Consider the following 21,271-nt stretch of genomic DNA (forward strand, 5'->3'; position numbering starts at 1 on the left):
TGCACTGGAGTGTAGACAAGGCTTTTGCAGCTTGCTGGCAACTCGCCATATTGGCGACTGGCGGAGGTTAGCCGGGGTTAATCAGTGCGGTGGATAGTTGGAAAGGATCTTGGTCACCGTGCTGCGAATAGCCTTGCTGCGATCTTCTGGATTAGGCGTGCTGGCCATCATTTGCTCGTCACTGCCGCGCCACACCAGTTTGCCGTCCTTGCCGTCGAGCAGGTCGATCTGGATGGTCGCCACTTTGTAGGTGATGTTGCGCGTTTCGTTGTACATCGGCGCGCCCCAGTAGCCATTCCAGGGGCCGCCCCAGGCGCCGCCGTAGTTGGTGGTGACTTGTTGCTGGCGGTCTTCGACGATCAGGTAAGCCTGCACATTCAGGTCGGCCTTGGTGCCTGCCGCTGCCGGGCGCAGGCCGCGCTGGTCAAGCTGTTCGCCCACGGCCTGGCGGATGCGTTGCTCGGTGAGGTCGCTCTTGATCCGCGGATCATCCGGGCGGTACTGCAACGCAGGGTCTTTCCAGGCCCAGTTGCGGTAGGCGCCGAAGTCTCGGCTGGCGTCGAAATCATGGTTGACCTGGTTGCTCTGGCAACCGCCCAGCAACACAACGACAGCAAGTGCAGCGATGCGACGAAACATGGCGTTTCTCCAAAAGACGACGTGAGCCTGAAATGAGAATAGCTGCTAACTGGGCGGATAGGCAGCCATTGCCTTCTGCATCGCCTTGCGCAAGCTATCGGCGCGCTCGCTCAAGCTGCCCTGGCTGGTGGTTTCCGCGCTGGTGCTCCACACCGGCTGGCGAGTGCGGGCGTCGAACAGGCTGATACGCGCCACTGCCACCGTCACTTCATAGGTACGCACCACAGGCACGCTGTTGTACATGCCATAGCCGTTGCCGTAGCGGTTATAGCCGCCGTAGCCGTAGCCATAGTCGTCCTGGACCTGACGCAGGCGCTTTTCCAGGCGTACGTCGGCGCTCACCAGCAGGTCGGGTGCGCGGTTGTCATGCAAGGGGCGCAGGCCGCGCTGGTCGAGGGCGCCGCTGACCGCCTCGGCGACCTGCGCCGAATCGGCCCAGGCCGTACCCGCCGGCAGTTGGCCGTTGAGCCAGCCCCAACTGCGGTAGGCGCCATAATCGCGCACAGGCGCCGGGTAGGCGCTGGCATCAAAAGTAGTGGCCGCCTGGGCAGGAGCCGGCGGCATCGGCGCCGAAGCAGCGACGTAAGGGTTGGGGCTGGAGCACGCCCCCAGACCGAGGGATAACAGGATTAAACAGAGACGACGCATTTCGACCTCCGCAGGCTGGGCCGCTTAAACCGGACGGCAGACCCAGTGCAAATAACGCCCAAGTCCGGCAAAGCTTGGGTGACGACGGTGAGCGAGCTCCATCTCCAACAAATCCTGCAAATCGGCGCGAGCCTGGAATTCCACCGGCATATAGTCGTGGAACACCCGCACGCCACTTTGGCTTTCGACCTGCCACAACCCTTCGAGTTGCGCCGCCAACTCCCGTGGGTCGAGGGGTTGTTGCGGCGTGAGGCTCTGCTTTTCGCCGGCCATGTCGTTCTTGCGCATTTTGCGGAAGTGGCCTTTGAGCAGGTTGCGGTAAATCAACGCATCACGGTTGTAGAACGCCAGCGATAGCCAGCCACCGGGCAGGGTCAACTGGTGCAGCACCGGCAGGATGGCATGGGGTTCGGCCAGCCACTCCAGCACCGCGTGGCACAGCACCAGATCGTAAGGCTCGGTGAGTTGGCCGAGCAAGTCTTGCCAAGGTGCATGAATGAACGTCGCGGTCTGGCCGGCGTCGGCGAAGCGTTGGCGCGCACCTTCGAGCATCGGCTCAGCGGGTTCGGCCAGGGTCACCTGGTGGCCGCGCTCGGCCAGCCACAGCGACATATGCCCCAGGCCCGCACCGATATCCAGCACGCGCAACGGGCGCTGCGGCAAGGCTTCGGCCAGGTCGGCCTGGAGCACCGCCAGGCGAATCGCACCCTTGGCGCCACCGTAGATTTTTTCGGCAAAGCGCGTGGCCAAGTGGTCGAAATGACGGTCACTCATGGGCAAACCGCCGTTCGCTGTCGGCCAGCTTTTCGCGTACCACTTCGTTCATATCCAGCCCCAGTTCACTGCACAGCAACAGCAGGTACAACACGATATCGCCGACTTCCTGGCCCGCATGGGCGAGTTTATCGGCGGGAAGCTGGCGGGATTGGTCTTCGGTAAGCCACTGGAAGATTTCCACCAGTTCGGCCATTTCCACGCTGGCGGCCATGGCCAGGTTTTTCGGGCTGTGGAACTGCTTCCAGTCGTTGGTATCACGGATGCGGTGCAGGCGTTCGGTGAGGTGTTCGAGGTTCATGCGGGGACTCCTGAATGGGTATAGCTTCAGGGGGATGAGAGTTGAAGGCAAGTGAATAGCAATGGTGTGCTCAAGACCGCCATCGGGGGCTTGCCCCCGATGAGGCCCTAATCAACGACGCTGAATTCTAGCCTGGCGGTTTGCCCGGCCTCATCCAGAACACTGAGCTGGTACCGGCCCAGCCGCTCAAAACTGGCATTGATGCTGTCCTGATTGGCGCTATCCCCCAACGGCGCACCATTGAGGAACCACCAGCGTCGGCCGCTGCCGCCCAGGGCGGAGATTTTCAGGCGCAGGGCCTGTTGACTGGCGGCGGGCAGGCGCAGTTGATCGCCTTCGCGTACGCCCACGATGGACAACGGCGACGACGCGGCCAACGCCGGTGGCGGGCAATCGGGGTCAGGCGCCGGGATGCGCGCTTCGCGGCGTTCGATCCGTGGCAACCAGGGTTCCAGCGGCGCCGGCCACAGGGCAATATTTTTGGCCTGGGCACCAGGGCAATGGGCGTCGACCCTCAAGCCCTTGGCGTTGACCCAGATGCTTTCCATCAAGCCCACGCTCAATGGCTGGTCCAATGCCTGCAAGGTCGGTGGCGTGGTGTTGTCCAGAGTCCAGGCAAATCGCTGGCGCCGGCAATTGGGGTCGCTGCGACTCATGGGCTGGCCCAGCGGCCAACAGATCGCCGCCACGCCGATATTTGCCGGCACCGGTTTGACCGGCGCGCTGATGCCGCGCTGGCTGTCGCGGTTGGTCAGTACGTCATGCACCTGCAACATCAGCGGCGCCGCCGATGCCAGGCCAAATTGCCCCGGCACCGGCGTACCATCCGGCCGGCCGATCCACACCCCGATCAAATACCGCGGCCCTACGCCAATCGCCCAGGCATCGCGAAAGCCATAGCTGGTGCCGGTTTTCCACGCCAGTACCGGGCGTTGCACCAGTTCGGCACGCGGGTCGCGGTCGGGCCGCGCCTGGCCGCTGAGGATGCGCCGCACAATCCAGGCGGCCCCGGGTGACAGCAGTGGCCGCTCCCTGAGCGCATCCTCCGGCTGTAGTCGCAGGGAGGCGCTCTTGCCGTCGCGGGCCAAGGCGCTGTAGCCGCTCACCAGGTCTTCCAGGCGACTGCCTGCGCCGCCGAGGATCAGCGCCAGGTTCGGTTCGGCCAGCGCCGGCAACGCCAACGGCATGCCGCCGATGCGCATCTGTGCGGCGAAGCGCTTGGGCCCGTAGGCTTCCAGCAATTGCACCGCCGGCAGGTTCAACGAGCTGGACAACGCCGTGCTCGCTGGCACCGCCCCGGTGAAGCCCATGGAAAAGTTGCCCGGGCGATAATCGCCATAACGCCGCGGCACGTCCTGCAACAGCGATTCGGAGTGAATCAGGCCATCGTCCAGGGCCATGCCATACAGAAAGGGCTTCAACGTGGAGCCGGGCGAACGCAGCGCGCTGATCATGTCCACATGTCCAAAGCGCTTGGTGTCGTTGATATCCACCGAGCCCAGGTAGGCGCGCACCGCCATGCTTTCTTCCTCGACCACCAGGATCGCCGCCGAGGTGTGTTCCGGCAGGCGTGCCCGCCAGCCCAGCAGCAGGTCTTCGAGACGGCGTTGCAAGGTGGCATCCAGGGTGGTGCGGATCAGCGGCGGGCTGTCGGGACGGTTGAGGCGGCGCGCCAGCAACGGCGCCAGGCTCGGCTCCAGGCGCGGGGCGAGCAGCAGCGGTTCTTCCAAGGCTTCATCGACCGCCGACTGCGGCCATACCTTGAACTCGGCAAGCCGGCGCAGCACTTTGTCGCGGGCCTCTTGGGCGCGCTGCGGGTGACGGTCCGGACGCAAACGACTGGGCGCCTGGGGCAATACCGCGAGCAAGGCGGCTTCAGCGTGCGTCAGTTGTGACGGTGACTTGCCCAGATACGCCCAACTCGCCGCTGCCACGCCCTGCAACGTGCCGCCGAAAGGTGCACGGTTCAGGTACAGGTTGAGGATTTCGTCCTTGGACAGGTGCCATTCCAACTGCGCGGTACGCCACAGCTGGCGCAACTTGCCATGCAGGGTGCGTGAATGCGGGTCGAGCAAGCGCGCTACTTGCATCGACAAGGTGCTGCCACCGGATACCACCCGTGCGCCGCTCAGGTTTTGCCACGTCGCCCGCACCAGCGCCAGCGGGTTTACCCCAGGATGCTGGTAAAACCACCGGTCTTCGTAAGTGAGCAGCGCGTCGAGGTAATACGGCGACACCTCGCTGGTGTGCACTGGGTAGCGCCACACCCCATTGGCATCGGCAAATCGCCACAGCGGCGTGCCATCCTCGGCCAGCACCACCCGGGCCAGGTCGTCCTGAGGCAGGGGCAATGGCCAGATCCGATCCGCCAGCCACAACAAGGTCATCACCAACAGCAAGCTCGCCAGGGTCCAGCGGGCAACAAAACGCAAATTCAAACGGCTAAACCTCTATGCTTCAGGGAACTAGCCACGCCCCATCGCGACAAAAGGCTCAGTGCTGGCATTTTCGTCCACTTATTCATCGAGACACACCTATGCAAGCAGACTTTTTTGGATGGCTGGGTAACACACTCGGCTTGATCATCCACTACATCATCGAGTTCTTCAGTGGGCTGTTCAATATGCTATCCAACGCCGGCGGCAACTTTGTCGATGGGATGTCTCGAGCGCTAGGCATGGACACCTCGATCATCAGCATCATTACCCTGATCGTCGGCCTGCTCTTCCTTTACTCGGCAGTACGCGCCTTTATGCGCGCCTCGATCATCGTGGGGATCATCTGGCTGATGCTGGGCCTGTGGTTGCTCAGCTGGGTTGTGCACTGATCTGCTGTGGGAGGGCTTGAGCCCTCCCACATTCAACCCCATTCCAAATTGAGCTGTCAGCGGCCCTTGATCACCATATCCACCGGCGTCTCACCCACCGCCTGCCAATTGGGCCGATACATCGACTCCACCTGCGGCGGCGGCACGCGATAGGTCCCCGGCGTCACCGCCCGCGCCAAGTACAGCAAGTGCGTGGTGCCGTAGCCGTCCAGATTCATCGCCGCCACATAGCGATCATCCCTGAACTCCTGATGCTTGAGCGATGCGTTCTGCATTGACTCGCGCCATTGCTTCACTTGGCTGCTGGCGTTTTCCAGGCTGGCCGCGCTTTGTGCCAGGTTCTGGTTTTCCAGTTCCAGGCCGGCGGGCAGCAGGTCTACCACCAGGGCATCTGGCACGCGCTGCTTGGCGCTGACGGCCAAGTGCACCAGCACCAGATCGCCGCTGTTGAGGTTGCGCAGGTTCAACGGCTGGCCGTCCATGCCCAGGTATTCGCGGCGGATACTCAGGTTTTCACCACCGGCCGCTGGCGGCATTTGTGGATAACCCGAGATCGTCAACTGCTGGTACACCGGTGCGTCACCCTGATTGCTCAAGGCCAGGTCGCTGGACAGCAGTTTGCCTTCCAACTCCAGCGTCGATTGCTGATTATTCAACTCATGCAACCCGCCGCTGCCGGTGAGCGACACCTGCCAGCTCGCTTCTGGCTTGGCAAACCCAAGACGCCCGGCCAGGAACAGCGAATTACGCTCCTGGGTCGACAGGTACGGGCTGGCAGCCAACTGGTCCGACAGGGTGAACAAACGCTCTTCACGCTGGCCCTTGGCCAAGTCATTTTCTTCCAGCAATGCCAGGATCATCGCCTGGTCACGCAACGGGCTGCCGTAGTCGGCCAACCACGCCTTGCTATCGCGCTGCGCCGCCAAGCCGGCCAACAGCGCCTGATCCGCACGCGGTTGATCGCCCATTTTTTGCAGGGCGATGGCCAACTGCACCAGCGGCAACCCGGAGCGCGCATCACTGCGCCGCTCGAACAGGCTACGCAACGCCCCCAACGGTGCCTGCTGACTGCGTGCCAACACCATGCCGGCGTAAGCCTGCACGGCAAAGCGCGTGTGCTCGGCGTTGTCGCTGTAGTCGACTTCGATCAGGTTGCGCTCCTGCACATACCGCAGCAGGCGCTCGCTGGCCTTCTTCAAGGCTTCAGGCGGTACGGCAAAGCCCTGGTCACGGGCGCGCAGCAGGAAGTCGGTGACATACGCGGTCAGCCAATATTCTTCCTCGCCGTCGGCGCCCCATAAACCAAAGCTGCCGTTGTAGCGCTGCATGCCCAACAGGCGTTCGATGCCCAACTCGATCTTGCGCTTGCGCTCGGCATCCGGCTCGCCCTTGATGCTCAGGCGCTTGAGCAGCGCGTCATCGGCATACAGCGACGGATAAAGGCCACTGGCGGTTTGTTCCAGGCAACCATAGGGGTACGCCTTGAGCGCACTGATCTGCGCGCCAAGGTTCAACGGTGGCCGACTCGACAGGCTCAACAGCGCCTGGCGCCCCGAGGCATCGAACTGATCCAGCGCGCCCGATGGCAAGCTCCATGGCTGGTCCTTGAGCACTGCGCGGTACTGCTTGAGCAGTGCCGGGTACGCCGGGCGCACGCCCAAGGTCCATTCGCGGCTGAACGGCGGCAGGTTTTCACCCGGCAGGTCCAATCCGTTAACGGTGACCTTGACCTTACCCTGGCCCAATCCACCCCAAGCTTTCACTGGGATGCGCAAGGTGGTGCGCTGGCCTTGCTTGAGTTCAACCGATTGCGTACCACTGTTGACCAGTTCCACCTGCCCTTCAGTCGTCAGTTGCACATCGAGCTTCTGCGCCTTGCCCGACAGGTTGGAGAGGTCCAGGGCCAAGGTGGTCTGGTCGCCTCCCGCCAGGAAGCGCGGTGCCGACAATTCGGCAATCAACGGCGCGGCGATCACGGTCTTGCCTTCGGCCATGCCGTAGCGATCATCGCTCCAGGCCTGGGCCATCAGGCGCAGCTCGCCATTGAAGTCGGGGATATTGACGCTGACTTCGCCCTCGCCATTCTCGTTCAAGGCCACCGGCGCGCTTTGCAGGGCGACGATGGTCACGCTGGTGTCCGGGCGCTTGCCGCCCTTGGCCAACGCTGCGTCGCCACCAAATGCCAGGCTGGCCAGGCGCCCCTGGCCAGCTTCGATCAACTGGCCGTAGATGTCGAACTGGTCGACGCCATAGGCTTTGCGACCAAACAGGCTGGCATACGGATCAGGCGTGGGGTATTCGGTGATATTGAGGATGCCCACGTCCACCGCCGCCAGCAGCACATGCACCTGTTTCGGCACGCTGCCATCGGCGTTCTTGGCGGCGATCTTCACCGTCAGCGGTTGTTTGGGGCGCATTTTTTCCGGCGCGGTGAGGGTCAGGCCAAGTTTGCGCTGGGTGCGATCCAGCGGCAGGTGCAGCAGGCCTACGGCGCGTTTTGGCGTGATATTGGCTTTGCGCTCGCCGGGGCGGATCACCAGGGCGCTCACGTACAGATCGTGGCGCGACCATTTAGGGTCGAGCTTCACCGCAAAGCTTTTGCCTTCGGCCGGCACGTCGATTTCCTGCCACCACAGCGGGCCTTCAGCGGACTCCACCAGCAGGTAGCCTTTACCGGCAGCCGGCGGGGTGACGGTGACGTTGGCGGTATCGCCGTCGCCATAGGCGGGTTTATCCAGTGCCAACTTGACCTGGTCGGGGCGCACGGCGCCGCCTTCGGTGTTGTCCTGGGCCTGGTAGCCGGCCCAGAAACGCACACTGCTGACCAGCCCGGTCTGCGGGTCTTCAACCTCGACGCGGTAAGGACCCCACTCCACCTGGAAGCTGACCTTGGCGGTGTCGCCGGCCTTGATGTTCAGGGTCTGCTCGTCGAGGTTGAGGAATTTCTCGTTGAAGTGATAGCTCCAGCCGTCATTCTCCGAGTAGTTCCAGTAGTAGTCACGGCGCTCGCGCACCAGGCGTACCTTGAGGTTTTGCGCGGCCAGTTTCTGCCCGTCCTGGTTGGCCACCAGCACTTCGAATTCCACCGGGCCATCGCCGTTGGTTTCCTTGCCGTCAAACAACCCGCGCAGGCCTGGCAGTTGCTCGGCCGGCCAGATCGGCTGCACCAGGCGCCGAGTGATCGGCCGCCCGCCAGACTCTTGCAGGCTGGCTTGCACAATCAATTGCAACGGCGATTTGGCCTCGGCCCACTTGCTTTCCAGGGTCAGCGCTTGCTCGCCATTGGCGTCGAGCACGCTTTCGTCCAGCTCGAAATCCTGGCTCAGCTCTTCTTCGGTGACGGAACCAAACTGGTAGCCCGGCAGGGATTTGACTGCTTCACGCAGCGGGCGCACGTAGACCTGGCCGCTGACCCGATTACCGGATGCCGGCGCGCCATACAGATAACGCCCGTTGACCTGGATGACCGGGTTATCCGCCGGGCTCAGTGCCGTGTCACTGCCCTTGAGTTCCAGCGCCAGGCGCTCGGGCAGGAAGTCTTCGACGAGGAACTCATACAGTTGTGGCTTGCCATCGCCGAGGTCGAACACCAACTGCCAGCGCCCGGTCGGCGCTTCGCCGGTCAGTTGCAGCGGGTATTGATACAGGCCGGAGGCATCGGCCTCCCACACGAACTTGCGGCTCACTTGCTCATCCGGGCGGCGCACTTCAACGCTCACCGGCTGCGGCTTGACCGCGTTGCCATCCTTGTCGCGCAACAGCGCGTTGAGCAACACCGTTTCGCCGGGGCGATACAGGTCCCGCGGGCCGAACACAAAGAACTGCAACGGGTGGGACGGCTGGCCGCCGATATCGAACTCAGCCAGATCCAGCGCGGCGCTGTCCAAGCGCAACAGGCTGGTTTGTTCACCCTGCTTGGCCAGCAATACCTGGGCCTTTTTCGGCAGCGGCAACTCGGCGTGCCCACCGTCTTCGGTCTTGCCCTGGCCGAGCACGCGGCCTTCGGCATCGAGGATTTCAAGCTCTACGCCGTTAAGCGCCTTGCCGCCTTCCAACGCCTGGGTAAACACGTCCAGGCGATTGGCATAGCGATGCACCGACAGGCCGATATCACTCAAGGTAAACAGCGTGGCCGGTTGCGAATAGTTGTAGGTGCCCGAAGCACGCATCACCGCCAGGTACACACCCGGCTGCTGCAATTGCTTGAGGCCGGCAATCGGCAGCAGCAGGGTTTCGCGGGTGTTGCGCGCCGGGTTCAGGTCGAAACGCCCGCCGTAGACCAGATCCGCCATCGGCAGCAGTTCACGGGACTCATAGCTTTGCAGACTGGTATTGCGCCCCCACTGGGCCAGGAACGACGGCAGGGATTCAGGTTTGATACGGAAGAATTCCACGTCGATCTTGTCGACATTCAGCGCGATCACCGGCAGGCCCTCGGCCAGGCGTGTCGGCAGCAACGTGCCACGGCTAGCGAAGCCGACGGTGGCTTGCAGGTCGCGGGTTTCCAGGCGAGCGGTGTATTCGGCGGCGAGTGTGTTGTCATTGACCGCCTTGACCCCAGCGTCGACCGTCAGCACCAGCTTGCGCTGCGGTTCGAGGTGGCGCAGGCGCAGTTCCATCAGGTTATCGGAAAGCTCCCAGGCGCCATCCACCTTGCCGGACTTGCTGTCCACCAGGTGCAGCTTGTCGGCGAACTTCTGATCCGGGTCCAAGGGAATGGAAAAACTCACCGACAAGGTGCTGGCCCCATCCAACTGCACCTCGGACACGTCTACCACGCTTAACTCACGCCCGGCATAACGCTGCTTCAACGCCGCCACGTCCACCGCCGCCTTGGCGGGTTTGGGCGCTACGCTTGCCGCGGCGGGAGCCGTCGGTGCAGCCGGTTTATCGGAAGAATCACAGGCGCTCAGCAGGGCCAGCGCGCAAGCGAGGAACAGTCCTTTGTAAAACATGGGGCACTCGTAGTCAGAGGGAACCGAGGGGTGAACTATATATCAGCGCCGGCCAAGCCGCTGTGGCGCTGGTCACATTGACCGACGGAGGGCAGTTTGGTTCTGGCCGCCATCCAGGCCAAACCAAATCCCACAAACAATGCAGACACAAAATGTGGGAGGGGGCTTGCCCCCGATGGCGGTGTGTCAGTCACTAATATTTTGACTGACCTACCGCTATCGGGGGCAAGCCCCCTCCCACATTGGTTCTGGGTACAATGCCGCTCCACCAAGGAGCCCTCATGACCGCCATGCTCGCCGACTGGCGCCACCGCCCCACCCACCGCCGCGTCTGGGCCTTGGCAGCGCCGATGATCCTGTCGAATATCTCCGTGCCGCTGGTGGCCCTGGTCGACAGCATGGTCATCGGCCACCTGCCCCACGCCCATCAACTGGGCGCCGTGGCCGTCGGCGCCAGCCTGTATACCTTCCTGGCGTGGGCCATGGGCTTCCTGCGCATGGGCTCCACCGGGTTCGCCGCCCAGGCCGCCGGGCGCAACGATGGTGCGGCGCTGCGGCAAATCCTGTTGCAGGGCCTGCTGCTGGCGCTGGGCCTGGCGATGGTGCTGGGCACTGTGGGCATTCCGCTGAGCCATCTGGCCCTGGAGTGGATGCAGCCGTCCCCCGAACTCAATCAGCTGACCCGCGACTTCTTCCACACCCGCCTGTTTGGTCTGCCCGCCGCACTCGCCAGCTATGCATTGGTTGGCTGGTTCCTCGGCACGCAGAATGCCCGGGCGCCGTTGGCGATTTTGCTGACCACCAACCTTGTGAACATTGCGCTTAACTTGTGGTTCGTCCTCGGACTGGACTGGGGCGTGGTCGGCTCTGCACGCGCCTCGGTGATCGCTGAGTGGACCGGCGCCCTGCTCGGCCTGGCGCTCACGCAAAAAGCCCTGCGCGCCTACCCCGGCCATATCGCCTGGGCCGCGCTGAAACTATGGCAAAGCTGGCGCCCGTTACTGGCGGTCAACCGCGACATCTTTATCCGCAGCCTGGCCTTGCAGTCGGTGTTTTTCATGATCACGGTGCAAGGCGCACGCCTGGGCGATGCCACGGTTGCAGCCAATGCCTTGCTGCTCAATGGGCTGTTGCTGACGGCGCATGCTCTGGACGGTCTGGCCCATGCAGTCGAAGCCCTGTGCGGCCACGCCATCGGCGCCCATGACCGCCAGGCGCTGCGCCGCTCGTTGGTGGTTGCCTGCGGTTGGTCACTGATCGCCAGCATCGGTTTCGCCCTGTTGTTCACCTTCGGCGGCCACCTGTTTATCGCCATGCAAACCGATATTCCCAGCGTGCGCGAAACGGCCGATATCTTCCTGCCTTACCTGGCGGTATTGCCGTTGATTGCTGTGTGGAGTTATTTGCTCGATGGCCTGTTTATCGGCGCGACGCGGGCGCGGGAAATGCGCAATGGGATGTTGCTGACAGTGATAATAGTGCTGCCGGTTGCCTGGGCGCTGCAAGGGCTGGGTAACCACGGGCTGTGGATCACCTTCCTGCTGTTTATGGCGGTGCGCAGCCTGACGCTGTGGGCGATTGCCTGGCGGCTGAATCGGCAGGGGCTTTGGCTGGGCGGGAACTGATGCAGTGAGATCCAAATGTGGGAGGGGGCAGCCCCCTCCCACATTTTTTTACGAGGACAGGTAGGAAGAACGAGTCAAACCAAGGCGCAACGCATCCAGGAACTGGGTGCGCTCAGACGCGGAGATCTTCGCGCTGGCACACTTGTCACGGTAGTGAGTCATCAACTCCTCCGGCGACAAGTGCACATAGCGCAGCATGTCTTCGATGGTGTCGTGGGTCTCGATCCCGGCGCTGTACACCGAACCGTCTTCGCGCTGGTAGATGTTCACCGAGTCGGTGTCACCGAACAGGTTGTGCATGTCACCCAGGATTTCCTGGTAGGCACCCACCAGGAAGATGCCCAGCAGGTAGTCCTCACCTTCGTTCAAGCCATGAACCGGCAGGCTGGTCTCGATGCTCTGCTCGTCGACGTATTGCTTGATCTTGCCGTCGGAGTCGCAGGTCAGGTCTTGCAGCACGGCGCGGCGCAGTGGCTCTTCGTCCAGACGGTGCAGCGGCAGGATCGGCAATACCTGGCCGATGGCCCAGGTATCCGGCAGGCTCTGGAATACCGAGAAGTTGCAGATGTACTTGTCGGCCAGCTTGTCGTTGAGTTCGTCCAGCACCTGGCGGTGCGAGCGCTGGCGGGCTTTCAACGAGTTGTGCAGGCGGCGGCACACGGCGAAGTAGCACTGTTCGGCCAGGGCTTTTTCCGCCAGGGTCAGTTTGCCGTCGGCGTACTGGGTGGCCACGTCGCTCATGTAGTGGGTGGCACGCCAGTAGGTTTCGGTGACCATCTCGATGTCGGTCGGGCCCAGCAGGTCCACCAGCCACTGCACGGTTTCCGGCAGGCTTTCCTTGTTCTCGATGAGCGGGATTTCGTCGTTGTGCTTCTCGACGTCAGTCACCTGCACCACCAGCATGGCGTGGTGGGCGGTCAGGGAACGGCCGCTTTCGGAGAAGATGTTCGGGTGCGGCAGGCTCTGCGCATCGCAGAATTCCTTGAGCATGCCCACCACCACGCCGGCGTAGTCGTCCATGTCGTAGTTGATCGAGCTGGCGTTACGCGAGTGGGTACCGTCGTAGTCCACGCCCAGGCCACCGCCGACGTCGATGTGGTCCACCGGCAGGCCGAGGTTGCGCAGTTCGCCGTAGTAACGAATGGCTTCCTTGAACCCGTGCTGGTAGTCGGCCAGGTTGGCGATCTGCGAGCCCATGTGGAAGTGCAACAGGCGAATGCCCTGGTCCAGGCCGGCCGCGCGGAAGCGCTCGACAACCGACAGCAACTGCGCTGCCGACAGACCGAACTTGGACTTCTCGCCACCGGTGTCCGCCCACTTGCTCGATGCCAGGGACGACAAACGCACACGCAGGCCGACCTGTGGCTTGACCTTGAGGCTCGCCGCCTCTTCGATCACCAGCTCAACTTCGGATTCTTTCTCGATCACGATGAACACATTGTGGCCGAGCTTCTGACCCATCAGCGCCAGGCGAATGAACTCGCGGTCTTTGTACCCGTTGCAGACGATGGTGCCGCCCTTCGGCGCCAGGGCCAGCACCGCCAGCAGCTCAGGCTTGGAGCCGGCTTCCAGGCCAATGGAGACATTCTGGGTGGCGATGATGTTCTCGATCACCGCTTCCTGCTGGTTCACCTTGATCGGGTACAAAGCGGTGTACTTGCTCTGGTATTCCAGGCGCTCGATGTTCGAATCGAAAGCACCGGTCAACTGGCGCACGCGGTCTTGCAGAATGTCGGGAAAGCGCACCAGCAGCGGCAGCGACAGGCCGCTCTTGCGCAGTTCATCGACTTGCTCGTAGAGGTCGACAGGTGTGCTGTTCGGGCCGTTCGGACGGACTTCTACGCGACCGGCTTCATTGATCGCGAAATAACCGGCCCCCCAATGGCGAATCCCGTAAACACTGCGGCTGTCCGCAACTGTCCATTGGCTGCCATCGTCTTTGCGTGTGCGTCGTACGGACATCGAAGTCCCCTATAAATGAAGTCGAAGACACCGCCCCGGTTCAGGGCTGGCGCAGTCTAAAGAATGAAAATGACGATTTGCCTGCAAGGGAGGTAGACCCCACTCGCAGGACAGAGTTTAGCCACAGGTTGGGAAGAGGCTTTCAGCCACCGGACTTCTTGGCCTTGTACCCGAGCTTGATCAGCTCGGCCAACAGCAATTGGACGTGATCGCCCTGGATCTCGATGACCCCGTCTTTCAAAGCGCCACCGGTGCCACAGCGCTTTTTCAGCGTGGTGGCCAGTTCCTTGAGCGCCTCTTCGGCCAGGGGCACGCCGGTGATGGTGGTCACCGTCTTGCCGCCACGGCCCTTGCTCTCGCGGCGCACGCGGGCAATGCCGTCGCCTTCAGGGATCAGGGTCTGTCTGCAGGTGCACGAATCCACGGGCTGACGACAGTCCGGGCAGTGTCGACCTGCGTCGGTGGAAAATACCAGGCCACCAAGGGCGGCGAAGGATGCGGCTTTTTTGGCCACCGGCAATCCTCTTGGGAGGATGAAGACTGATCGGCCTGCGCCATGGGGCTAGACCGACCGCGAAGCCCCACTCAGGCAGGGGCAGCGCTACCGAACCGCCAAGGTGGTTCGGGTGAAAAGGCGCGCAGTGTAACGGCAAAAAGCAAAGTTGCTAAGAGCCAAATGGCGCCAATTTATGCAACTTTAGCGACGTGAGGCCAGATAGCGCCGCAGGCCCTCTTGGGCGTCCGGACAGTAAGGCTTTTGTGCAGCCTCCTGCTGGATGGTTTCGATGGCCAAAAACCGTGCTTCCATCACTTCCTCGGGCTGCAGGCGCAGGGGGCCATCCCACACGGCGGAGTAAGATTTGCACCAAAGCCGGCTGTCGCCATCTTCGAAATAGAAATGGTCATGCTCGGTCAATGGCACACCGCTGACACCCAGCTCTTCCTCCAGCTCGCGGGCTGCCGATTGCGCATAGGATTCACCGGCCGCGACCATCCCGCCCGCCGCCGTGTCCCAAAACCCGGGATACAGCGCCTTGCTGAGGGTGCGTCGATGCACACACAGCTCGCCTTGGGAATTGAACAGGAAGATAAAGGTGCAACGGCCGATCAGACCGCGCTGGCGAAGGTCAGACCTGACGCGGTGGCCGAGCAGGTTGTCCTGCTCGTCGACCCAGCAGATCAGTTCGGCGTCGGAGGCCGCACGGTGTGCGACCTCCCTGGAGGAAGCGTCCATCATCAACCCTGGTTGAGGAGCTGACGCAAGTCGATCACTGCAGCGTTTGCCCGGGAAATGTAATTGGCCATTACCAGCGAATGGTTCGCCAGTACACCAAAGCCACTGCCGTTAAGAATCATAGGGCTCCAGACCGGTTCCTGCGAGGCTTCCAGCTCACGAATGATCTGGCGCACGCTGACGGTGGCATTTTTCTTGGCCAGCACATCGGCAAAGTCGACTTCGATGGCGCGCAGCAGGTGAGACAGGGCCCACGCCTGGCCACGGGCCTCGTAGAACACGTTGTCGATCTGCATCCATGGGGTTTCCACCACTTCTTCATCGACCTGCGGCACTTCGCCCGGCGCCAGCGCCTCGGTTTTCAACGCGGTATTGAGCTTGACCCGGCCCACGCTGGCCGACAGACGCTGGGACAACGAGCCCAAACGGGTAGCGACATCGCCCAGCCAATTGTTCAGGTTATCGGCACGCGCATAAAACAGCGCGCCGCGCTGGTTCGGGTCGGACAGGCGCGCCTCGTAGCGGCTCAGGGAATTGATGCCTTCCTGGTATTCCGACTCGCTGGAGGGCAGCACCCAGCTCTTGTTATCGAAGTTGAAACGCGGCTCGGCCTTGGCCAAATCAGCACCTTCAGCCGACTGCGACTGGGAGCGGGCGAAATCTTTACGCAGGGCGCGGGTCAGGTCACGTACCTGCACCAGCACGCCATATTCCCAGCTCGGCATGTTGTCCATCCACAGGCCAGGCGGGAAACGGTCGTTGGAGATGTAGCCGCCAGGCTTGTTCAGCAAGGTGCCGACCACGCTCTTGAGGGTTTCGACGGTGGTATAGCCCACCACCATCTGCTTGCCTTCCTTCTCGGCGGCAAGCTGGGCGTTTTGCTGGACCGGGAACAGCGCCGGCTCCTGGCTCCAGTACCAACCCAGGCCACCGGTGACCAGCAGGTACAGGCAGATCACGCTGAGCAAGGCTCGGCTCATCAGCAGGTTGCGAAAATAGCTGCGGTTGGCCGACTTGGGCTCAGGGGCGGGGCCTTTGGCACTGCCTGCACGGTTTTTCCAGTCCAGCATGGCGATATCCTTTCAATCACTTGAGTTCATGCACGTCAATTGTCCGGGTGCGTTCAGACACTCCGACCACAACCCTAACCCATCGTGCCCATCGGTGCGGGGCTTTTGCGTGAAATTGGCACACAAGAGCGGTTCGACTATAAAGGATGCACGCTTTTTACGCTGCACGACCAATAGGTCAGCAACTGAATGCCGGGCACACGGACTTAATTGACGTATGACACTCATGCAATAGAAAAGAGGTGCTAGCATAGAGCCATCAGTCGACCTCAGCATGCACCCTCACAGTAGTCAGGATATGACCGAGCCAGAAGACCCCAGCCGCGAGCGTCTCAAGCAGCATTTTGCCCAGCGGGTAATTCATCAGGCACGTCAAATTCTTGAGATCTGGCAGCGCCTGCAACGCAGCGAATGGTCGAACGCCGATTTTTCCGAACTCAGCGAAGCCAATCTGCGCCTGCTGCGCTTTGCCGAGCGTTTCGAACAGCCGGAACACAGTCAACTGGCCCGGCATATCGGTGAATCCCTGCAGGCCGTGGACGAAAACCGCGGCCGCCTGAGCAGCCAACTGATCACGGAACTCAACCGCTTGATGCAACGCCTGTCCCGCACCGGCTTGCGCCAGGGCGATCAGCTTGAGCAAACCTTCCTGCCGCCAATGCGCAAGCCGATCTACGTGATGCTGGCCGACCATGACCGCGCCGAACGGCTGGCCAAGCAGCTGGAATTCTTTGGCATGAGCGCCCAGTCCCTGGACAGCGTCGCCGCCTTTCACGCTTCCATGGCAGAGCGCCTGCCGTCGGCGATTGTGATGGACGTGGACTTCTGCGGCACCGGTCTGGGCCTCAAGCTCGCCGCGCAAGCCCAGGAGGGCCTGGAACAAAAGCTGCCGCTGTTGTTTTTCAGCCTGCACGAAACCGATACGCCAACGCGCCTGGCCGCCGTGCGCGCTGGCGGCGAGGAATTCCTCACCGGCACCCTGGAAGCCTCCAGCCTGCTGGAAAAGATCGAAGTGCTGACCTGCGTCGCCCAGTACGAGCCGTACAAAGTGCTGATCATTGACGACTCGCGGGCCCAGGCGCTGCACACCGAACGTCTGCTCAACAGCGCCGGCATTGTCACGCGCACCTTGATCGAACCGATCCAGGCCATGGCCGAGCTGGCGGATTTCCAGCCTGACCTGATCATCCTCGACATGTATATGCCTGCCTGTACCGGCACCGAGCTGGCCAAGGTAATTCGCCATAACGACCGTTATGTCAGCGTGCCGATCATCTACCTGTCGGCCGAGGACGACCTGGATAAGCAGTTGGACGCAATGAGCGAAGGTGGCGACGACTTCCTCACCAAGCCGATCAAGCCGCGCCATCTGATCACCACCGTGCGCAACCGCGCAGCGCGGGCACGCAACCTGAAGGCGCGGATGGTGCGCGACAGCCTGACCGGGCTGTACAACCACACGCATATCCTGCAATTGCTCGAAGACTGCAGCTTCCGCGCCCGCCGCGAGAACAAGCCATTGAGCTTTGCCATGCTGGATATCGACCACTTCAAGCGCGTCAACGACAGCCACGGCCATCCCATGGGCGACCGGGTGATCAAGAGCCTGGCGCTGTTTCTCAAGCAGCGTTTGCGCAAGACCGACTACATCGGCCGCTACGGCGGCGAAGAGTTCGCCATCGTCATGCCCGACACCGACCTGGAATCGGCCTGCAAGGTGCTGGACGAAATTCGCGGGCGCTTTGCAGAAATCCACTACCCCGCCCAACCCCAGGATTTGTGGTGCACCTTCAGCGCCGGCCTGGTGGAGCTGTGCGACGGCTCCGACAGCCTGATGATGGCCGCCCAGGCCGACGAAGCGCTGTACCGCGCCAAGGATGCAGGACGTAACCGCGTACAGGCCGCTCGCACGTCAAAGCAAAGTGCCATCTTTTCACCAGAATCCACCGATTCGGTCATAACTCTGTAACGCAAACGCAATAACTTCAGGCACTTATCTTTTGTCGTCGGTTGAATCCCCGCATGCGCCTGAAGCTGCTGACCAATCTCAATACCCTCCTGCTGGTGGCCGTGTGCCTGGCCCTCGGGGCGACGCTATGGTGGTCGCAACGGGCGCTGGAGCGTCCGTACTTGTTGATGGAGCGTTACCTGGGCCTGTCCCAGGTCTTTCAAAACCAGGCGGCCCGTAATATCGACGACTACCTGGCCAGCGGCGACGCCCTGCGCCTGAGCAGCGCCAGCCAGAGCCTGAAGAGCCTGTTGAAGCAGCTCGACGAACTGCCGGCCGGGCTGGCGCAAAACCTGCGCCCCAGCCTGGCGGACCTGGAGACCTTCAGTAAGACGGCCCTGCTGGCCGCCGGCAAACTGGCCGGCGACCCGCAAGCGCTGTTGCTGCAAGCCGAACGCGAACTGGGGGCGAACCTCGAGCAACTGAGCCAATACGCCAGCGCTGTCAATTCCACGGACGCCGCGCGCTACCTGCCGCCGCTGCTCGCCGCCTCGCAACACCTGGGCAAACTGTCCCTGGCCCGCGATAAGCTGATGGGCAGCGGCCGCGCCGAGTTGGCCGATGAGGTCGAGCGCGAGATCGCCAACATCCGCACCCAGGCTGACCTGCTGGCGCAATTGCCGTTGCTTGGGGTCAAGGCCAGCGCTGAATCCAACACCGACGATTTCTCCGCGCTGATGGGCCTGGAAAACACCGAAAAAACCGAAGCCCAAGACACTGGCGTCGACCTCAAGCGCGAGCTCAATAGCCTGTTGACCCGCTATCCCGCCGAACTTCAGCGCACTCGCGAGCAGATCCAGCAACGCGCCGACCTTGCCGCCAGCACCCAGCTGAAAATCGCCAGTGTGCAGCAAGCCATTGCCGGCCTTGAGCCAGTGGTACGCGCGCAACACGCCACTATCCAGGGCGAAGTGCGCGTGATGCAGGGCGTGATGATCGGCCTGATCCTGCTGATCGCGCTACTGATCGACACCCTGCAACGCCGCCTGGCGCGAGTGCTGACCAACCTCGCACCGGCCTTGTCCACCTGGGCCGACGGCGACTTCAGTCAGCCGATTGCCCTAGGCAAGACCAACCGTGAGCTGCACGCTATCGAAGCGTCCCTGAACCGTCTGCGCGCCTACCTGGTGGACTTGGTGGGCACCATTCGCGGCAATGCCGAAGAAGTTGCCGGCAGCAGCCGCGCCCTCGCCGACCTGAGCAGCGGCTTGCACGACGGTGCCCAGCGCCAGGCCGGCGACACCGCGCAGATCCGTGACTCCCTGGGCGAACTGGAAGCCACCATCCAGCAAGTGGCGGGTGATGCCAGCCAGGCCGCCGGTGCCAGTCGCAGTGCAGGCTTTGCCGTGGAGCAGGGCCAGCGGGTGATCGGCCTGAGCCTGACAGGGTTGCACGCCCTGGTAGGCGAAGTGCAGCAAAATGCGCAGATGATCGAGAAACTCGCGGAGGAATCCGCCACCATCGGCGGCGTACTCACAGTGATTCGCTCGATTGCTGACCAGACCAACCTGCTGGCCCTCAACGCCGCCATTGAAGCTGCCCGCGCCGGTGAGGCCGGGCGTGGTTTTGCCGTGGTTGCCGACGAGGTTCGCTCCCTGGCCCAACGCACTGCCGGCGCCACCGCCGAAATCCAGGGCCTGATCGCTGGCTTGCAAACCGCCGCGCACCAGTCGGTCCAAGGCATGCGCGCCCAGGTCGAACACGCCGAAGCCACTGCCCAGCAAGCCCAGGCCGCGGATGGCGCGCTGGATGAAATCGTCGGGGCGATCCAGACGATTTCCGAGACGGCGGTACGCATTGCCGACGTGACCGCGCAGCAGAGTGGGGCTGTGAGTGAGATTCGCGATAACAGTGAGCGGATTCACCAACTGGGTGAGGATAACTTGCTGCGTATCGGCCAGGGCCGTAGCCAGGGCGAGCACTTGCTGGTGCTGGGCGGGCAGCTCAACACTGCCGTACAAGCCTTCCGCGTCTGACCCGCTCTCCCGCCCTATGGAGATCAAATGTGGGAGGGGGCTTGCTCCCGATTACAGTGTGTCAGTCTCAATACCTGTAGCTGATCCACCGCTATCGGGAGCAAGCCCCCTCCCACATTTGATCTTCAGTGGATTCAAGACCGTGTTCGGCATGACCGGATTCCGGGCCACAGTCACAAATTTCGCGCAATCCTCGCTAATCGTGCTGCCTACTGCATAGAACTGGACAGTCACAAAGGCTTTGCGGCATAGTCGCCGGGTTATGCCGCATCCACACCAATAACAAGGAACAGCCGATGGCGACCTTACTGGTTCTTCACGGACCCAACCTGAACCTGCTCGGCACCCGCGAACCGGGCGTCTATGGGGCAGTGACCCTCGACCAGATCAACCTCGATCTGGAAAAACGGGCACGTGAAGCCGGCCACCATTTGCTCTACCTGCAAAGCAATGCCGAGTACGAATTGATTGATCGCATCCATGCCGCCCGTGTTGAAGGCGTGGACTTTATCCTGATCAATCCCGCCGCTTTTACGCATACAAGCGTTGCATTACGTGACGCGTTGCTGGCGGTGAGCATCCCATTCATCGAAGTGCATTTGTCCAACGTGTACAAACGCGAACCTTTCCGCCATCACTCTTACTTCTCCGACGTAGCGGTAGGAGTGATCTGCGGCCTTGGCGCCAGCGGTTACCGACTGGCCCTGGAGGCCGCCCTGGAACAGCTTGAAGAACAGGCCAAGCGCCCCTGACCGACCCTTGGGAGTTGATGATTCATGGATATCCGTAAAGTTAAGAAACTGATCGAACTGCTGGAAGAATCCGGTATCGACGAGCTGGAAATCAAGGAAGGCGAAGAATCCGTACGGATCAGCCGTCACAGCAAGACCCCGGCCCAACAGTTCTACGCACCACAGATGCAAGCACCGGCTCCAGCCGCGGCCGCCCCTGCCGCAGCACCAGCAGCCGCAGCGCCTGCCGCTCCAGCCGCCCCTGTGCTGAACGGCTTCGTGGTCAAGTCGCCAATGGTCGGTACCTTCTACCGCACCCCGGCACCGACCTCGCCAGCCTTCGTTGAAGTGGGCAAGACCGTGAAAGTGGGCGACACCATCTGCATCGTTGAAGCGATGAAGATGATGAACCACATCACGGCCGAAAAAGCCGGCGTCATCGAATCCATCCTGGTAGAAAACGGTCAGCCGGTTGAGTACGACCAGCCGCTGTTCACCATCGTTTGAACCGCGGAGCGCCT

At 62.2% G+C, this 21,271-nt stretch carries 16 protein-coding genes; 6 read left to right on the plus strand and 10 right to left on the minus strand.

Features of this window, described 5'->3' with window-relative positions; all coding sequences use genetic code 11:
• Positions 1-81: 81 nt before the first annotated feature.
• The 5 genes from JFT66_RS05725 to pbpC all read right to left on the minus strand — a co-directional run bounded on the left by JFT66_RS05725 (position 82) and on the right by pbpC (position 4,800).
• Entirely contained in the window at positions 82-639 is a 558-nt protein-coding gene (locus JFT66_RS05725) for a DUF4136 domain-containing protein (RefSeq protein ID WP_034117535.1), read from the minus strand.
• A 45-nt stretch (positions 640-684) separates the two neighbouring features.
• The gene (locus JFT66_RS05730; protein WP_034117534.1) at positions 685-1,287 is read right to left on the minus strand and encodes a DUF4136 domain-containing protein; all 603 of its coding nucleotides are present in this window, start codon (positions 1,285-1,287) and stop codon (positions 685-687) included.
• A gap of 24 nt (positions 1,288-1,311) precedes the next feature.
• The gene (locus tag JFT66_RS05735) at positions 1,312-2,061 is read right to left on the minus strand and encodes a methyltransferase (RefSeq protein ID WP_034117533.1); all 750 of its coding nucleotides are present in this window, start codon (positions 2,059-2,061) and stop codon (positions 1,312-1,314) included.
• Positions 2,054-2,362 (minus strand): MazG-like family protein, encoded by a 309-nt coding sequence (locus tag JFT66_RS05740; RefSeq protein WP_034117532.1) that lies wholly within the window; start codon positions 2,360-2,362, stop codon positions 2,054-2,056. Before JFT66_RS05740 ends, JFT66_RS05735 begins: the two co-directional genes overlap by 8 nt.
• Before the next feature lie 107 nt (positions 2,363-2,469).
• A complete protein-coding gene (gene pbpC / locus JFT66_RS05745; protein WP_080752907.1) occupies positions 2,470-4,800 on the minus strand; it encodes a peptidoglycan glycosyltransferase PbpC in 2,331 nt (776 codons plus the stop codon).
• Positions 4,801-4,898: 98 nt separating this feature from the next.
• Between pbpC and JFT66_RS05750 the strand changes: the two genes are divergently transcribed.
• Positions 4,899-5,189, plus strand: a complete 291-nt coding sequence (locus JFT66_RS05750) for a hypothetical protein (RefSeq protein WP_034117531.1) — start codon at positions 4,899-4,901, stop codon at positions 5,187-5,189.
• A 56-nt stretch (positions 5,190-5,245) separates the two neighbouring features.
• On the opposite strand, the gene JFT66_RS05755 is transcribed toward JFT66_RS05750, so the two are convergent.
• Complete coding sequence (locus JFT66_RS05755; protein WP_198858951.1) at positions 5,246-10,144, minus strand: alpha-2-macroglobulin family protein; 4,899 nt, start codon at positions 10,142-10,144, stop codon at positions 5,246-5,248.
• Between the two features lie 281 nt (positions 10,145-10,425).
• Between JFT66_RS05755 and JFT66_RS05760 the strand changes: the two genes are divergently transcribed.
• Positions 10,426-11,769, plus strand: coding sequence for an MATE family efflux transporter (locus JFT66_RS05760; protein ID WP_198858952.1), 1,344 nt, complete (start codon positions 10,426-10,428; stop codon positions 11,767-11,769).
• A 48-nt stretch (positions 11,770-11,817) separates the two neighbouring features.
• Here JFT66_RS05760 and speA read toward each other — a convergent pair whose 3' ends face one another.
• The 4 genes from speA to JFT66_RS05780 form a co-directional block, all read right to left on the minus strand.
• A complete protein-coding gene (gene speA / locus JFT66_RS05765; RefSeq protein ID WP_034117528.1) occupies positions 11,818-13,731 on the minus strand; it encodes an arginine decarboxylase in 1,914 nt (637 codons plus the stop codon).
• A 142-nt stretch (positions 13,732-13,873) separates the two neighbouring features.
• The gene (locus JFT66_RS05770; protein ID WP_034117527.1) at positions 13,874-14,245 is read right to left on the minus strand and encodes a translation initiation factor Sui1; all 372 of its coding nucleotides are present in this window, start codon (positions 14,243-14,245) and stop codon (positions 13,874-13,876) included.
• Between the two features lie 183 nt (positions 14,246-14,428).
• Complete coding sequence (locus JFT66_RS05775) at positions 14,429-14,965, minus strand: NUDIX hydrolase (protein WP_198858953.1); 537 nt, start codon at positions 14,963-14,965, stop codon at positions 14,429-14,431.
• Positions 14,966-14,967: 2 nt separating this feature from the next.
• Positions 14,968-16,035, minus strand: a complete 1,068-nt coding sequence (locus tag JFT66_RS05780; protein ID WP_198858954.1) for a DUF2333 family protein — start codon at positions 16,033-16,035, stop codon at positions 14,968-14,970.
• Positions 16,036-16,333: 298 nt separating this feature from the next.
• Here JFT66_RS05780 and JFT66_RS05785 point away from each other — a divergent pair, with 298 nt between their 5' ends.
• The 4 genes from JFT66_RS05785 (at position 16,334) to accB (ending at position 21,257) form a co-directional block, all read left to right on the plus strand.
• Positions 16,334-18,004, plus strand: coding sequence for a response regulator (locus tag JFT66_RS05785; RefSeq protein ID WP_034117524.1), 1,671 nt, complete (start codon positions 16,334-16,336; stop codon positions 18,002-18,004).
• A 53-nt stretch (positions 18,005-18,057) separates the two neighbouring features.
• On the plus strand, positions 18,058-20,019 hold the full coding sequence (locus tag JFT66_RS05790; RefSeq protein ID WP_198858955.1) for a methyl-accepting chemotaxis protein: 1,962 nt from the start codon (positions 18,058-18,060) through the stop codon (positions 20,017-20,019).
• Positions 20,020-20,315: 296 nt separating this feature from the next.
• Positions 20,316-20,771, plus strand: a complete 456-nt coding sequence (gene aroQ, locus JFT66_RS05795; protein ID WP_034117522.1) for a type II 3-dehydroquinate dehydratase — start codon at positions 20,316-20,318, stop codon at positions 20,769-20,771.
• Positions 20,772-20,795: 24 nt separating this feature from the next.
• A complete protein-coding gene (gene accB, locus JFT66_RS05800) occupies positions 20,796-21,257 on the plus strand; it encodes an acetyl-CoA carboxylase biotin carboxyl carrier protein (RefSeq protein WP_034117521.1) in 462 nt (153 codons plus the stop codon).
• The last annotated feature ends 14 nt before the right edge of the window (positions 21,258-21,271 follow it).

The sequence above is a fragment of the Pseudomonas sp. MF6755 genome, assembly GCF_016405635.1.
In the GTDB taxonomy this organism is placed as follows: domain Bacteria; phylum Pseudomonadota; class Gammaproteobacteria; order Pseudomonadales; family Pseudomonadaceae; genus Aquipseudomonas; species Aquipseudomonas haemolytica.

Coding starts and splice junctions, on each gene's coding strand:
- JFT66_RS05755 (WP_198858951.1), bottom strand. CDS start 10,144: ATGTTTTACAAAGGACTGTTCCTCGCTTGCGCGCTGGCCCTGCTGAGC.
- JFT66_RS05785 (WP_034117524.1), top strand. CDS start 16,334: ATGACCGAGCCAGAAGACCCCAGCCGCGAGCGTCTCAAGCAGCATTTT.
- aroQ (WP_034117522.1), top strand. CDS start 20,316: ATGGCGACCTTACTGGTTCTTCACGGACCCAACCTGAACCTGCTCGGC.
- JFT66_RS05735 (WP_034117533.1), bottom strand. CDS start 2,061: ATGAGTGACCGTCATTTCGACCACTTGGCCACGCGCTTTGCCGAAAAA.
- speA (WP_034117528.1), bottom strand. CDS start 13,731: ATGTCCGTACGACGCACACGCAAAGACGATGGCAGCCAATGGACAGTT.
- JFT66_RS05775 (WP_198858953.1), bottom strand. CDS start 14,965: ATGGACGCTTCCTCCAGGGAGGTCGCACACCGTGCGGCCTCCGACGCC.
- JFT66_RS05740 (WP_034117532.1), bottom strand. CDS start 2,362: ATGAACCTCGAACACCTCACCGAACGCCTGCACCGCATCCGTGATACC.
- JFT66_RS05725 (WP_034117535.1), bottom strand. CDS start 639: ATGTTTCGTCGCATCGCTGCACTTGCTGTCGTTGTGTTGCTGGGCGGT.
- JFT66_RS05760 (WP_198858952.1), top strand. CDS start 10,426: ATGACCGCCATGCTCGCCGACTGGCGCCACCGCCCCACCCACCGCCGC.
- JFT66_RS05790 (WP_198858955.1), top strand. CDS start 18,058: ATGCGCCTGAAGCTGCTGACCAATCTCAATACCCTCCTGCTGGTGGCC.
- JFT66_RS05750 (WP_034117531.1), top strand. CDS start 4,899: ATGCAAGCAGACTTTTTTGGATGGCTGGGTAACACACTCGGCTTGATC.
- accB (WP_034117521.1), top strand. CDS start 20,796: ATGGATATCCGTAAAGTTAAGAAACTGATCGAACTGCTGGAAGAATCC.
- JFT66_RS05730 (WP_034117534.1), bottom strand. CDS start 1,287: ATGCGTCGTCTCTGTTTAATCCTGTTATCCCTCGGTCTGGGGGCGTGC.
- JFT66_RS05780 (WP_198858954.1), bottom strand. CDS start 16,035: ATGCTGGACTGGAAAAACCGTGCAGGCAGTGCCAAAGGCCCCGCCCCT.